The organism is Rathayibacter iranicus NCPPB 2253 = VKM Ac-1602 (assembly GCF_003149025.1).
GTDB lineage: Bacteria > Actinomycetota > Actinomycetes > Actinomycetales > Microbacteriaceae > Rathayibacter > Rathayibacter iranicus.
This window is the reverse complement of record NZ_QGDV01000009.1, coordinates 74,385-87,965: the sequence shown is the minus strand read 5'-3', so window position 1 is coordinate 87,965 and position 13,581 is coordinate 74,385. Positions and strand designations below refer to the sequence as shown.

The following is a 13,581-nucleotide window of genomic DNA, read 5'->3' as shown; positions in this document are numbered from 1 at the left end:
CTTGTCCCTGGCGCCCCGCCCCGCCGCCCCCGTGATCCGCCCGGCGCTGCCGAGGCCCGCTGCCTCAGTTCACGTTGATGAGCGTGCGCTGCCAGCCGGAAGAACCGTCGGGCGCGACCGGCGCGCGGTCCTCGATCTGGACCATGCCGTTCTTGTCGACCGCGCGCACCGCGACGTAGTGCGAGCCGGGCTGAGCATCCCAGTCGACGAACCACTGCACCCAGGTGTCGAGATTGACCGGGGTCGAGAGCGTCGCTGTCTGCCAGTCGCCGCTGTCGATACTCACCTCGACCTTCTCAATTCCCATGGTCTGCGCCCAGGCGACGCCTGCGATCTTGGTCGCACCTGACGGGACCGGCGCACCGATACGAGGCGTATCGATCCGCGAGGACATCTTGATCGGGGCCTGCGCGGAGTAGCCGCGCGGCGTCCAATAGGCCTCGTCGGCCGCAAACGTCGTGACCTTCAATTCGGTGAGCCACTTGGTGGCCGAGACGTAACCGTAAAGGCCGGGGACGACCATCCGCACCGGGAAACCGTGCTCGAAGGGCAGCGCCTCGCCGTTCATGCCGACCGCAAGGATTGCGTCGAGCCCGTCGTCGGTGAGGGAGGCGAGGGGAGTCGACGCGGTGTAGCCGTCGATGCTGCTGGAGAGGACCATGTCCGCTCCGCTCTGCACCCCGGCCAGGGCGAGCACGTCGCGGATCGGGACGCCGAGCCACTTCGCGTTGCCGACCAGATCGCCGCCGACCTGGTTCGAGACGCAGGTGAGGGTAACGCCGTACTCATCGACGCCCATGTCGAAGAGCTGCTGGAGGGTGAGCGTCACCTCCTGGTCAACCATGCCGGTGACCTTCAAGGCCCAGGTGGACGGGTCGATGTTCGGCACGGTGAGAGCGGTATCGACGCGGTAGAAGTCGGCGTTCGGCGTGTAGAGCGGCGTGAGGCCCTCGATGTCGAGTTCGGCGCCGGCCGGCACAGAGACGGTGCTGCGCGGAGTCGGCAGGCGCAGCGCCTCCCGCACGCGAGTCAGCGACGATGTGGCGGCGTTGACGAGGCGGGCCCCGGTTCCGACGACGGCAGCGCCGACCGCGGTGATCAGGGCCACTCGGAAGAAACCACGGCGCTCGAGAGCCCCGGGGCGGGCCTCAGAGGCGGTTCCCCTCACCTCCGAGACCCGAGCAGCGCGCCAGCCACGCAGGCGCGAGAAGAGGAGATGCATGACGATGACGGCGACGATGATTCCGGCCAGCGTGGGCACCGCGGCGAGCGGCGTGGCTCCGGCGCGGGTGACGATGGCGGCAAGCGTCAGGCCGCCGGCGATGATGAGCAGCACCTGGCCCAGCGGCGGCCGGATCAGCTGGAGCACGCCTGCAATTGCGGCAGCCACCACGACAGCGGCGCCGACGCTCGCCAGCAGGAAGACCTTGTCGTTCTCGCCGAATGTCTCGATCGCAAACTCCTTGAGAGGCCGCGGAACGATGTCGACAATAAAAGCCCCGAGCGCGAGCACGGGGCTCGCGGTGCGGGCGACCGCGAGGGCGACAAGTTCGGCAACGGCGAGGAGGACGCCGCCCGTCACGACTCCGGCGAAGGCCGCGAGCAGAAAGAATCGTGCACGGTGCTCGCTGGCCCGGCGCACGGGTGCCGCTGTCTGGTTCATGGACAGGAGTGTTCGCCTCGGACCTGCCGATTCCCAGGGTGCCCCTAGTTTGGTCACTTAAGCGCTTTTTCCATAACGAAATGGTAACGCCCCGGCCCTGGAGGCGTACCACCGCCGATGGGCGGGGCGTCGGCATGCAGTGCGCTCTCGTACGATGCAGCAGCGCAGGTCGTTCCACCGGCGCGCGAGAGGGTAGGGGCGCACCGGTCATGACAGTTGTGCTCATCATCGACGACGACCCCCGCGTGCTGCTCGGCATCCGCGTGGCGCTCGAGACCGACGGCCACCGAGTCGTTACCGCACCTGACGGACGTACGGGTCTCGCCGCGGTCGCCGAGCACGACCCGGACGCTGTCGTCCTGGACCTGGCCATGCCGTTCCTGGACGGCCTCGGAGTCTGCCGTGCGCTGCGCGCGGCAGGCGACTCCGTGCCGGTGATGATGCTCACCGCCCACGATCGCGCGCCGCAGCGCGTCGCGGGGCTGGATGCCGGCGCCGACGACTACCTCGGGAAGCCCTTCGACGTGGACGAGTTGCGCGCCCGCGTGCGCGCCCTGATCCGCCGCAGCGCCCCCGCCTCCGCTGCTGTGACGTGGCGGGACGTCGTGCTCGACGGAGACCAGCGCCGACTGAACGGCCCCGGGGGCGTGACCGAACTGACCCGCCTCGAGACGATCGTCGCGGAGCTGCTGTTCCGCGACCCCTCCCGGATTCGCACGAGGGAAGAGCTGACCGAGGCGGCCTGGCCGGACGGTCCCGCGCCGACCTCGAACACGCTGGACGTCACCGTCAGCTCCCTGCGCCGCAAGATCACCTCCGCGACGGGCACCCCGGCGATCCGCGCCGTCCGCGGCCTCGGCTACCGGCTCGAACCGTGACGCGGAGGCGGGGCGGATCACTGCGACGCAGGGTCGCCGCGGTCGTCGCCGCAGCGGTGGCTCTCGCGGTCATCCTCGTGTCGGCGCTGACCTGGTTCGTCGTGTCCACCCAGCTCGACAGCTCCCTCAACACCGCCCTGGATCGCGAGGCGACCCGTGTGCAACGCCTGATCGCCGCGGACCCGGAGTGGACGAACGAGAACGGGAGCACCTGCCGCTTCGTCATCGAGCCGGCCTGCGTCCGACGGGTCGATGCGGCGACGGAGCCCGGTGAGGGCCCACTGCGGGTGAGCCGAGAGGCGCTCGCCGTGATCGATGGCTCCTCGCCACGCGAGCGGTACACAGCGGAGGGAGTGCGGGTGCTGGTCCTGCCGACGGGCGCGGGAGAGGCAGTGCTGGTGGGCCTGCCCACGCGACAGACCGACACGGCACTTCAGCGCACCGCGCTCGCTCTCGCCGTGGCGAGCGCAACAGGGATCCTGCTCGCGGCGGCACTCGGCGCACTCGCCGCGACGGCGGGCCTGCGTCCCGTCCGGCGCCTGGACGATGCCGTCCGGAGGGTGAGGGCGACGACAGACCCGCACGCCCCAATCGACCTTGGCGACACCGGACGCGACGACGAACTCGGCCGCTTGACGCGTTCGTTCTCGGCGATGCTCGGCGAACTCGCCGCCGCGCAGGACACGCAGCGCGACTTCGTCGCCGACGCCTCGCACGAGCTGAGGACTCCGCTGACCACCCTGCGCACGAACGTCCAGCTGCTCACCGGTGACCGCCCGCTCAGCGACCAGACACGGGCGGCGCTCCAGGCCGCACTCCTCAAGGAGCTCAACGCGATGACCCTCACCGTCGATGACCTCGCCGAGCTCGCTCGCGGCGATCGGGCACCTCGCGCCATCCTGGCCGCGACCGATGTCATTGACGCGGCACGCGAGGCCGTTGCGGCCGCGGGGCGCCGCTGGCCCAGCGCCGTGACGCTCAAGACAGAGGCGGAAGGCGTGCTGGCGCGTGTTCCGGAGGGACGCCTCGGCCGGCTTCTGGACGTCGTACTCGATAACGCGGGGAAGTACGGCGCAGGCCGCCCGGTCGTGCTCCAGGTCGACCGCGACGGGGATCGCCAGGTGATCATCCGCGTCGTGGATCACGGCGTCGGCATCCCGCCCGCAGAACGGGAGCGGGTGTTCGAGCGGTTCCACCGTGGGACGGCTTCCCGCGGGACCCCGGGATCGGGTCTGGGCCTGGCGATCGCCGCGCAGATCGTCGCGGATGCCGGCGGACACATCACCGCCGAGGACTCCCCCGGCGGCGGCACGACCATCCGGATTTCGCTCGCCGCCGCCTGAGCTCATCTCCCCCTCATCCGTCGCCCGGATGCTCACCCCATGATGCCCACGACCGCGATCCGTCTCCCCGCTGCCGCTCGCCCCGCCCAGAAGCGACGCAGATCACCGGCGCGCACCGCGCTCATCGTCCTCGTCGTGGTTGTGCTGCTGGCAACGGCCAGTCTGCTGATCCTCCCCCAGCCGCTCGCCGCCCTCGGAGCAACCGGCTCCATCCTCGGGACCCTCCTGCCGTGGTCGGCGGCACTGCTGCTCCCGACAGCGGTGCTGGGCCTGGCCGCCCGCTCGCGACGCATTATGGTGGCTGCACTCACGTTGGCGCTGACCTGGACAGTGATCTTTGTGCCGGCCTTGACCGCACAGCTCGATCCTGCGGCGGCGGAATTGTCGATCATCACCGAGAACCTGCACTCCGAGAACGAGGATCCCGCGGCCACGGCACGCTCTCTCGCCGCCCGGAACCCGACCATGATCGCGCTGCAGGAAGTCACTCCACAGGCGGCCGAAGCGGTCTCCGACACCCTCGCCGAGCACTATCCGCACGTCTACCGAGTCGGGTCCGTCGGCGTGTGGAGCACCCGACCACTCAGCGACGGCTCCCCGCTCGCACTCGGCCTGGACTGGAACCGGGCACTGCGCGTGGACGTCGGCACGGACCTCGGGGCCGTCCGCCTCTACGTCGTCCACGCGGCCTCACTGCGGGCGGGCGGCGACGACGACCGGGAGGGGATGCTTGCCGCTCTGGGGTCCGAACTCGCCGACGACGACTCCAGTCGGATCCTCGTCGCCGGTGACCTCAACGGCGGCTCCCTTGATCCGCTGGTCGCCCCTCTGCGCGCCCGGGTCAACGAGGCGGCCGACCTGCGCCCGACCTGGCCGGCGGACGCTCCCATCGTCCGGCTCGATCACGTCCTCGTTCGCGGGTTCAACGCCGTCGGCAGCGTCCTCCCCGCGAACGGCAGCGATCACCTCGGGGTCGAGGTGCTGCTGAGGTCGGCCCATCACTCCGGCGACGAGAGCTGACCGGACGAGCGGAGGCGCTTCGCGTAGCAGCGGACGTTGGGCTTCTCGCCCCAGTAGCCGTAGCCGGGGATGAGCGCGTAGCCGGCGCTCGCGTAGAGGGACATCGCCTCGGGCTGCTCGGTGCCGGTCACCAGGCGCAGCATCTCGATGCCCGCGCGCTCGGCCAGCCGCTCCACTCCGGCGAGCAGGACCCGGCTCATCCCCCGCCCGCGTGCGGCCTCGACCACGAACATCCGCTTGATCTCGCCGACCCCGTCTTCGACGGCGAGGGCCACGCAGCCGACCAGGGCGCCGCCCGACTCGAGCAGGAGGGTCGGCGCGTCGAGCGGGGGCCGCGGGCCGGTGTCGTCATCGCCGTAGCGGGCCAGGAGGTCGGCCTCCTGCAGGGCGAAGAGGGTGGTCACGGCAGGATCGGCGGCCGTCGTCTCGATCAGGCGGGGTTCGTCGGGCACTGCATGATGCTACGACGGGTCCGTCGCGTTCATAACTCAGGAAGGATGCCTCCGCCCGACCCGTTTTCCGCGGATCTCGGCGCCTCCGGACGAATCCTTCCGGAGTTATGAACGGGAGATCGTCGCAGCGGCACCCGCGACCGGACGTCGCTGCGTCCGCCGCCCGAGGGGGTCCGCGAAGTGCAGGCCGACCTCCGCGACCGCGACGCCGTAGGCACAGCCCTGGGCGGAGCGAGCCTCGACGCCGTCGTCGCGTTCACCCCGGAGCACGTGCAGCAGGACATCGACCTGTTCGCCAGCCGCACCGGCCGCCGGTGTCGAGGCCCGCCCCGTGCACATCACCTCCGACGCAATTGCCGCCGCCGATCCCGACCTCGGCGCCGGCCTGATTGGCGACAAGGCGCACTCGATAGTCTTCGGCACCGCAAAGATCCGCGGCGTCGTCCCGGCGTACTCCCCCTCGGTCCGCTTCAGCGATGGCGCCCGGGAGACCCCACGAGTGGTACGACGCCGATCCGTCGCGCCGCGCAGTCGACGAGCGGATGAACGACCTCCTCGACGCGCTGATCAGCACCTACCGGCCGCGCCCGCCCACCCGCTGAGGTCAGTCGATCGGGACGACCCGCACGAGGAAGCCGCCCGGCGTCCCGGGCCGCAGCTCCTGGTACTCGAGCGGAATTATGTACTCGTCGGTACCGACGGAGGTGACGGTGAAGGAGTCGTCCGTGCGCGTGCCTGCGAGGAACACCGTGTAGACGCGGGTGCCGTCGTCGAGGGTGCGCCTGCCCTCCGCCGCACCGACCCAGCGGTGCCCACCCGGATCGGCCGTGCCGGTCTCGCCGAGGGTGGCGTCGATGGCTGCGGGATCCACGCCCTCGGTGCGGATGGCGTCCCCGCACTCCCGCCAACTCCCGGTGAAGCCCGGGTCGACGGGGACACGCAGAACAGCATCCCGCCGTCGGGCGCAACGTGCAGGTCGCCGTAGCCGCCGACGATCTGCAGGTCGGACGGCTGCGCGGACGCAGGCGCGGACGCCGGGGACGATGTCGGCGGACCGCCGGGGGCCGACGTGCAGCCCGCGAGCGCGAGAACGAGCACAACCGCCGCTCCCGCTCGCCACCTCATTCCCGCAACCTACTGGAGCGGCGGCCTTGGCGGGAGCCGCGTCCTGTCGGCTCAGAGCAACTTGGCGACGAGGTCCTGCACGCGGCGCTTAATGTCGTCGCGAATCGCCCGCACCTCGTCGAGATCCTTCCCGTGCGGGTCGGCGAGGTCCCAGTCCTCGTAGCGCGTGCCGGGGAACACCGGACAGACGTCGCCGCAGCCCATCGTGATGACGACGTCGGATGCCCGGACCTGCTCAGTGGTCATCAGTTGCGGCACAGCCTGCGAGATGTCGATGCCCTCCTCCGCCATCGCCTGCACCGCGACCGGGTTGATCGAGTCTCCCGGCTCGGAGCCGCCGGAACGCACCTGGACAGAGCCGCCGGAGAGTTCGCGGAGATACCCCGCGGCCATCTGCGAGCGGCCAGCATTGTGAATGCAGACAAAGAGGACGGTCGGATCAGCCATAGAGGCTCCCTCGGTCGGAGGCGGTTGCTCGGGTGGAGCACCGCCGAGGGTAATGGGCCCTCTCGAACGACGGGTAGCCAGCCTCAGCCCCGCAGTCGCCGGTAGTGCCGCTGACGGATCGAAAGGATCGCGCCGCCGATCAGCGCGGCGATGAGCGAGCCCGCCAGCACGCCGACCTTGACGTGGTCATCGGAGTCGCTGCCAGCGCCGTAGGAGAGCTCGCCGACCAGCAGCGAGACCGTGAAGCCGATACCGGCGACGAAGGCCATGCCGATCACATCCGCCCAACGCAGCGACGCATCGAGGCCGATCCCACGGAAGCGGGTCAGCAGGAAGGTGCTGCCCGCGATGCCGAGCGGCTTGCCGATCACAAGACCGGCGATGATGCCCACTGCGATCGAATCCTGCAGCGAGTCGAGCAGACCGGTGAGGCCGCCGACCGTCACTCCGGCTGAGAAGAAGGCGAACACCGGCACCGCGACCGTCGAGGAGAGCACGCTCCATCGATCGGCGAAGTGCGCGGCGAGCCCGTCGTAGAGCGGCTCGTCGGAGGTGCCCACCTGCACCCGCGCCCGCTTCGTGGCGAGGACCGGCACCGTGAAGCCGAGCAGCACGCCGGCGACCGTCGCGTGGATCCCTGAGGCGTGCACGAGCGCCCAGGTCGCCACCCCGAGCGGGATCAGCACCCACCACGCGCGCACGCCGCGCTGCACGCACACCGCGAAGACCGCGAGCGGGATCAACGCCAGGGCGAGCATCAGGACGTCGATGCTCGCGGTGTAGAAGACAGCGATGATCGTGATCGCGATCAGATCATCGACCACGGCGAGCGTCAGGAGGAAGGTCCGCAACGCCGGCGGCAGAAACGTCCCGACCACGGCGATCACGGCGACCGCGAAGGCGATGTCGGTGGCGGCGGGGATCGCCCAACCGTCCAGCGCCGCTCCTCCACGGGGCAGGTTGACGGCGGTGAAGATCAGCGCGGGGACAACGACTCCGCCGACCGCCGCCACGATCGGCACCACGGCGGCGCGAACATCGCGCAGCGTGCCGGCGACGAACTCCTCCTTCAGCTCCAGTCCGACGACGAAGAAGAAGATCGCCAGCAGCCCGTCGGCGGCCCAGGAGCCGACACTGAGGTTCAGGTGCAGCGCCTCGGGGCCGAAGCGGATATCGCGCACGGACGCGTACAGGTCTGCGGCGGGGCTGTTCGCGATGACGAGCGCGAGCAGGGTTGCGAAGAGGAGGAAGCCGCCGCCGACGGTGTCCTTCCGCAGGGTCCGGCGCAGGCCCCGCCAGATCGAAGGGGGGACCTGATTAGCGGGCACGTGCGGCATAGGTCTTCCGTCTGGAGTGGTCGCGAGCGCGGGACTCGGGACGCGGATCAGGAGCGCGGGCGGGGAGAAAGCCGCACGAACCGAGGGTATCGGCGTGGTCCAAGGGCGGACGGACTCCCGATGATGTTCCCTACTCAGGATGGACGCGTGGTCGGGCGCCGGAATCCGCGTGTTTCGGCCGCGCGGACGGCATCCATCCTGAGTATGGAACAGGAGGAGGTCATTCAGGTCGCGGCGAGGACCTCAGAGAAGCGGCAAGCGCTGCGAGCGGCTAGCCGGCACAGGCGACCCCTCGATCGCGGTCATCCGCCCTTGGGAGGCATAGCCCCGCACAACGCTTGGCGGCAAAATATCCTGCAGCAGCGCACGCGCGCGCACCGCCACGAGCGCCGCCAGGGCGGGATGCACAGCATCCGGTCGCCGCAGAGACTCAAGGAGCTGAATCAGAATGTCAATGCTCTCGGCCCGTTCGGCCGCCTCTCGTGCCTGTCGCGCCCAGTTCGTGCCCATCGTGCGTTCTCCAGGGGATCATCATGCAGGCCGCGCTACCATCCGTCGCACTGGCGCAAGAGTAGACCCGCACGTCACCCCGATCTAGGGGCATCGTCAACCTGCCTCCGGCGCGGTTTTTTTAGCGCGCGCAGTCGCAAGGCGGGAGCGGACGAGGAGAAGCGTCGGGGTCTCCCGAGCGACCTTCGGGATCGCCTCGATTGCAAAGTCCTCGACGACTCCGGGCTCGAACACGATGCAGAACGTTGATCCTCCGTACTGGAAGAAGCCGACCTCGTCCCCCTTGTCGACTCGGGCGCCGGCCACGATCGGCTCCGCGAAGACGCACGAGGAGACGTCGAACATCCCGATGAACACGACCGCGACGAGCCCGATCGCCGGATCGTCCGCGTCGATGAGGAGGATCGCGCGCGTCGCGACGTGGGCGAGGTAACCCTGCGAGACGGTCACGTCCGAAGCATCCGCACCGTAGCAATCGGCCGCCGAGAAGTAGGTTCCGGGCACGACGACGGCACGCACGACGGTCCCGGTGACGGGCGCGTGCCAGCGGTGATAGTTGAGCGGGCTCAGGAACGCCTGGAACACGGTGCCACCGACGAAGCCCTCGACGGTCTCGTCGCCGGCTAGCAGATCCTCGAGGGAGTACAGCTCGCTCTTGGCCCAGAAATCGTCGCGCCGCTGCACCCCGCTTGCGATTCGGTACGGCGTCGCCTCGCACGGGCTGACGATGACCGCGGAGTCGTCCGCGCCGGCGACCGGTCGTCGGCCGTCCCGGAAGCGGCGGGTGAAGAAATCGTTCCACGACGCGAAGCCGCCGTGCTCGTCGTCCGCGTCGTACTGGTACTCGTCGAGATTGACCGCCTCTCGAGCCTCGGAACTGAGCCAGCCGGACTCCCCGTCCGTCAGCACCGAACGGGAGTCCGGACCCGAGAGAAAGGCCGACCACGCCTTCAGAATGTCGCGAAGCGCATCGTTCACCCGCTGGTCCCGGTAGAAGGCGAACCCGGCGGGAGTCGCGATGGTCCAGTCGAGGATGCCGACGAAGGGAACAATCACCATGAGGTCGGAACTGAACTCGGGGGCCACGTGCAGGAGCGCGTCGATCAATTCCAGCATTTGCTCGACGCTCTCGAGGCGCCGCCGCTCGTAGTCCCCGCCGGACGGCACCTGCTCGATCATCTGGTGCGCGTGCATCCGCAGGACGGGGTCACCGTCGATCAGACACCGGAACGCCTCGACGACCGGATGGAGAGGCTCGCGCCGCAGCCCGAACTCCGCCCACCCCCGGATCCACGACTCGAGCTGGTCTTGGCACTTCGGCAACCAGCCGTCGGGCCCACGGACATCTGTCAATCCCCCTGAAGTCACCCGTGCAGCATAATCAGCACGAGCACCGCGGACGCCTCTTCTGCGACCCCCGCGTAACCTCTCCTCACCGTCACGGTCAACGGATCCCCTGCACGCGGTCCGGTCCGTAGCGTCACCCGTGCGAGGAATCGCAGAGGAGGCGGCAGTGCTGCAAATCACGGTGCACGAGAGGACGTACCGGCTCGCATCGGGCGTGCGAATGGCCGAGATGAAGAAGGCTGTTCTCGAGGCGATGCGCGCCGCTCCTGCGTTCCTGGCCTTGCGTACCGCGGACAGCGGGCCGGTGGAGGTGACGATCGCGGCGACGACCACGGTCGTTCTCGAGGAGCAGGACGATCCGGTGCCGACCATCCCGCGCGCCGACGGTGCCGATCCGGACGATGAGGCGCCGTACGACATCGACTTTCTGTGATCGCTCCGCCATCAGTCGAGGAACGGCTGCGGTGAGGCTCAAGCGGAGGAGCGCCGACTGCTCCAAGACCCGAAGGGGGGTCATCTCCCGTTCACCGAGAGAGGGGATCATGTCTGCATGACGACTGATTTCGATGCCGACCAGGTCGTGCGAGACGTGACTGCGGCCGTGCGCAAAAAGTTCCCCGAGCAGAGCGAGGAGCAGGTGACACCCCTCGTGCGCGAAGAACTCGCCGGCCTCGTGGACCGCCCCGTGCAGGACTACCTCTCGGTGCTCACCGAGCGTGCCGTGAAGCGCCGGCTCAAGCGCGAGAAGCGCGACGGCGCGGCACCGAGTTGAGGCCGGGGTCGCCCACACATCGTCAGCCGAGACGCCCTCTTCTCCACCAGAAGAGACGCAGTCGACCACCAGAAGAGACGCAGTCGACGTCCCAGCTCACGGTGCCTTCGCGCCACGCCTAGGCTGATTGGATGACCGACACGGGGCTGCACCGGCACGACGTCCTCATTATCGGCGGCGGCAACGCGGGCCTCTCGACCGCGGGGCGCCTCCGCCGCTACGGAGTGTCGGACGTCGCGGTGATCGAACCCCGCAGCACTCACTTCTACCAGCCGATGTTCTCGCACGTCGCGGGAGGGACGGCCCCGGCCTCGAAGGCGACGCGGCCGCAGGGCTCCGTGACGCCGAAGGATGTCACCTGGATTCAGGACCGCGTCGAGTCCATCGATCCTGACGCGCACACGGTCACCCTCGCCTCCGGGCGACGGCTGAGCTACGGCCAGCTCGTCGTCTGCCCGGGCATCCAGAAAGACTGGGCGGCGGTCCCCGGCCTGGTCGAGGCGATGGAGTCGCCCGTTGGAGTCTCGAACTATGAGTACGAGTACGCGCAGAAAGCGTCGCGCGTCCTGCGCGATGTCCGCTCGGGCACGGTGGTCTTCACACAGCCCGGCGGACCGGGCACCTGCTCGGGCGCCGCTCAGAAGCCGATGTACCTCGCCTGCGACTTCTGGCGGCAGACGGGTGTGCTCGCGGACATCCGCGTCGTGCTCGTCGTGCCGACCCCGACCCTCTTCGGGATGCCGCTCATCGACGCCGAGCTGGAGCGCAAGGTCGCGGAGTACGGCATTGAGGTCCGGTACGGCCGGGAGCTGGTCGAGGTCGACGCCGCCCGGCAGACCCTCGTTATCGCCGGCTCGGACCGCGGCACCGCGCTGACCGGTCCCGACCGGGCGACGCGCTCCGTGGACGGCCCTCGCGAGACCCTCTCGTACGACGTCCTCCACGCGGTCCCTCCGCAGTCCGCTCCACACTGGCTCGCCGACACGGGTCTCACGGCGGAGGGCGACGATGGCGGCTTCGTCGAGGTCGATCCGCTGACCCTCCGCCATCCCCGGTACTCCGACGTGTGGGCGCTCGGCGATGCGGTCGCCACCGTGAACTCAAAGTCGGGCGGCGCGCTCCGGCAGCAGACCACCACGCTCGCGAGGAATCTCGTCGCGGCGCTGAAGGGGAAGCCGCTCCCCCGCGTCTACAACGGCTACTCCGTGTGCCCGTTCGTCGTCTCGCGCTCGACGGTCGTCTTCGCCGAGTTCGACGACCGCTACCGCCCGAAGCCGACGATCCCCTTGTGGACGGGCCTCGCGAAGGAGCGCCGCGTCACCTTCCTCGCCGACCGCTACGTGCTGCCCTGGGTGTACTGGAATCTGATCCTGCAGGGCCGCGCCTGATCGGGTCCATGCGTCCCCCAACGGGGCCACCCGAGCGGACAGTCGGGGGACGACGTGGGCTTGTTCCGCGTGCCCCAATACGCGGCCACCACCGGTGCGCGGTCAGCCGGTCCGGATCCGCTCGAGGAGCCGCCGGTGAAACGGCGAGGTCACGACCGCCGACGCTCTCAGAGTCGGACGACGAGCTTCACTGCCGAGACACCGTTGTGAAGGCGCTCGAGCGCCGGCTGGATCGCTCCAAGCCCCTCGCCCACCACCTCGGGAGAGGGGGCGCAGACGTGACGGCCCTCGGCGAGAGCCGACGGCAGGTAGTCGCGCCAGAGCATCGGGCCGACCTCGTTGGTCATCAGCGTGCTGCCCCAGATGTACCGCGCGCGGATCCCGCGGCGGCGGGCGCTGATCTGTAGCGCGACGTTTCCCCGCACCAGGCTCGCCATCGTCCGCGCGAATGCCGGTCCGAACGCCGCGCGGCGCGGCAGGGAGCCGAATGAGACGGAGGGGCTGGCCAGCGCGACCCGCTGGGCTCCGGTGGCCGCGGCTACGGCCACCGAGGGCTCGGCCGAGCCCGTCCCGATGGCGAGGACCCCTGCCACGTCGTGTCCTGCGAGCGAGTCGATCAGGTCGGCGACCACCGTCGGGCTGCGGTAGTCGAGCACGACATCGGCACCGAGTTCGTGCATCCGCTCGTGATTTCGGGGCGCCGCCGTCGTCGCGACGCGGTGGCCGGACGCGACCGCGAGCTGGATCGCGTTGCTTCCGACGCTGGTCGACCCGCCCCACACCACGACTGTCCGGCCGGTCGGACGTGGCGGCGTCGACGGGTGCGGCAGAGCGAGGTGATCCTTTTGGAACAGCGCGGTCGCCGCGGTGGAGACGCCGAGCGGCAGCACGACGGCGTCCTCGAACCGCAGCTCGGGCGGGATCGGCGCGGCGAGGTCCTCGCGGACGACGGTGAACATCTGGAAGCCGCCCTCGTCGCGGTGCCGGCGCCCCTTCTCCATCCCGACGGCATAGCCGACCACACGGTCGCCGATGGCGAAGCGCGTCACTCCGTCGCCGACGGCCACGACCTCGCCCGCGACATCCTCGCCGAGGACCACCGGGTAGGGCAGCCAGCGGAACATCAGGTTTCCGGTCCACTGCTTGAGTTCGTCGAGCGGGTTCAGGGCGAGGGCGCGGTTGCGCAGAAGGATCTCGCCGGAGCCGGCGACGGGCATCGGCGCGGCGGAGACGAGAAGGTCGGCACCCGGGGCGGGCAGCAGTGCAGCGGTGTTCGAGGGCACGGGAGGCTCCTGAGGT

The 13,581-nt window shown here is 69.8% G+C and carries 16 protein-coding genes; 7 read left to right on the top strand and 9 right to left on the bottom strand.

The window, feature by feature from the left end; translation table 11 throughout:
• Positions 1–64: 64 nt before the first annotated feature.
• The gene (locus B0H03_RS10610; RefSeq protein WP_104265593.1) at positions 65–1,663 is read right to left on the bottom strand and encodes a molybdopterin-dependent oxidoreductase; all 1,599 of its coding nucleotides are present in this window, start codon (positions 1,661–1,663) and stop codon (positions 65–67) included.
• A 209-nt stretch (positions 1,664–1,872) separates the two neighbouring features.
• Between B0H03_RS10610 and B0H03_RS10605 the strand changes: the two genes are divergently transcribed.
• From B0H03_RS10605 to B0H03_RS10595, 3 genes are read left to right on the top strand one after another with little or no spacing between them, the layout of a single operon-like run.
• A complete protein-coding gene (locus B0H03_RS10605; RefSeq protein ID WP_160487336.1) occupies positions 1,873–2,541 on the top strand; it encodes a response regulator transcription factor in 669 nt (222 codons plus the stop codon).
• Entirely contained in the window at positions 2,538–3,884 is a 1,347-nt protein-coding gene (locus tag B0H03_RS10600; RefSeq protein ID WP_104265595.1) for a HAMP domain-containing sensor histidine kinase, read from the top strand. Before B0H03_RS10605 ends, B0H03_RS10600 begins: the two co-directional genes overlap by 4 nt.
• A gap of 39 nt (positions 3,885–3,923) precedes the next feature.
• On the top strand, positions 3,924–4,904 hold the full coding sequence (locus B0H03_RS10595; protein WP_104265596.1) for an endonuclease/exonuclease/phosphatase family protein: 981 nt from the start codon (positions 3,924–3,926) through the stop codon (positions 4,902–4,904).
• Here B0H03_RS10595 and B0H03_RS10590 read toward each other — a convergent pair.
• Together B0H03_RS10590 and B0H03_RS10585 are read right to left on the bottom strand one after the other, a co-directional pair.
• On the bottom strand, positions 4,883–5,356 hold the full coding sequence (locus B0H03_RS10590; RefSeq protein WP_104265597.1) for a GNAT family N-acetyltransferase: 474 nt from the start codon (positions 5,354–5,356) through the stop codon (positions 4,883–4,885). The genes B0H03_RS10595 and B0H03_RS10590 overlap by 22 nt on opposite strands.
• A 105-nt stretch (positions 5,357–5,461) precedes the next feature.
• Positions 5,462–5,695 (bottom strand): hypothetical protein, encoded by a 234-nt coding sequence (locus B0H03_RS10585; RefSeq protein ID WP_104265598.1) that lies wholly within the window; start codon positions 5,693–5,695, stop codon positions 5,462–5,464.
• A gap of 137 nt (positions 5,696–5,832) precedes the next feature.
• Here B0H03_RS10585 and B0H03_RS17260 point away from each other — a divergent pair, with 137 nt between their 5' ends.
• Positions 5,833–5,958 (top strand): hypothetical protein, encoded by a 126-nt coding sequence (locus tag B0H03_RS17260; RefSeq protein ID WP_258062064.1) that lies wholly within the window; start codon positions 5,833–5,835, stop codon positions 5,956–5,958.
• A gap of 2 nt (positions 5,959–5,960) precedes the next feature.
• Here the strand turns inward: B0H03_RS17260 and B0H03_RS10580 are convergent, their stop codons facing one another.
• From B0H03_RS10580 to B0H03_RS10560, 5 genes are all read right to left on the bottom strand, one after another.
• Positions 5,961–6,227, bottom strand: coding sequence for a hypothetical protein (locus B0H03_RS10580; protein ID WP_104354367.1), 267 nt, complete (start codon positions 6,225–6,227; stop codon positions 5,961–5,963).
• 305 nt (positions 6,228–6,532) lie between these two features.
• Positions 6,533–6,928 carry an arsenate reductase ArsC gene (locus B0H03_RS10575; protein ID WP_104265600.1) on the bottom strand — a complete coding sequence of 132 codons (396 nt, stop codon included), beginning with the start codon at positions 6,926–6,928 and terminating at the stop codon, positions 6,533–6,535.
• Between the two features lie 83 nt (positions 6,929–7,011).
• The gene (nhaA, locus tag B0H03_RS10570; RefSeq protein WP_104265601.1) at positions 7,012–8,265 is read right to left on the bottom strand and encodes a Na+/H+ antiporter NhaA; all 1,254 of its coding nucleotides are present in this window, start codon (positions 8,263–8,265) and stop codon (positions 7,012–7,014) included.
• A 243-nt stretch (positions 8,266–8,508) separates the two neighbouring features.
• Entirely contained in the window at positions 8,509–8,775 is a 267-nt protein-coding gene (locus B0H03_RS10565; protein ID WP_104354368.1) for a hypothetical protein, read from the bottom strand.
• Between the two features lie 96 nt (positions 8,776–8,871).
• The gene (locus B0H03_RS10560) at positions 8,872–10,143 is read right to left on the bottom strand and encodes a phosphatidylserine decarboxylase family protein (protein ID WP_160487337.1); all 1,272 of its coding nucleotides are present in this window, start codon (positions 10,141–10,143) and stop codon (positions 8,872–8,874) included.
• A 145-nt stretch (positions 10,144–10,288) separates the two neighbouring features.
• Here B0H03_RS10560 and B0H03_RS16620 point away from each other — a divergent pair, with 145 nt between their 5' ends.
• The 3 genes from B0H03_RS16620 (at position 10,289) to B0H03_RS10550 (ending at position 12,282) form a co-directional block, all read left to right on the top strand.
• Positions 10,289–10,555: a hypothetical protein gene (locus B0H03_RS16620; RefSeq protein WP_160487338.1), complete on the top strand. Its 267-nt coding sequence runs from the start codon at positions 10,289–10,291 to the stop codon at positions 10,553–10,555.
• Between the two features lie 117 nt (positions 10,556–10,672).
• Positions 10,673–10,894, top strand: a complete 222-nt coding sequence (locus tag B0H03_RS10555; protein ID WP_104265604.1) for a three-helix bundle dimerization domain-containing protein — start codon at positions 10,673–10,675, stop codon at positions 10,892–10,894.
• A 131-nt stretch (positions 10,895–11,025) separates the two neighbouring features.
• Positions 11,026–12,282 (top strand): NAD(P)/FAD-dependent oxidoreductase, encoded by a 1,257-nt coding sequence (locus B0H03_RS10550; protein ID WP_104265605.1) that lies wholly within the window; start codon positions 11,026–11,028, stop codon positions 12,280–12,282.
• 167 nt (positions 12,283–12,449) lie between these two features.
• Here B0H03_RS10550 and B0H03_RS10545 read toward each other — a convergent pair whose 3' ends face one another.
• Positions 12,450–13,565 carry a zinc-binding alcohol dehydrogenase family protein gene (locus B0H03_RS10545; RefSeq protein WP_104265606.1) on the bottom strand — a complete coding sequence of 372 codons (1,116 nt, stop codon included), beginning with the start codon at positions 13,563–13,565 and terminating at the stop codon, positions 12,450–12,452.
• Positions 13,566–13,581 lie beyond the last annotated feature (16 nt).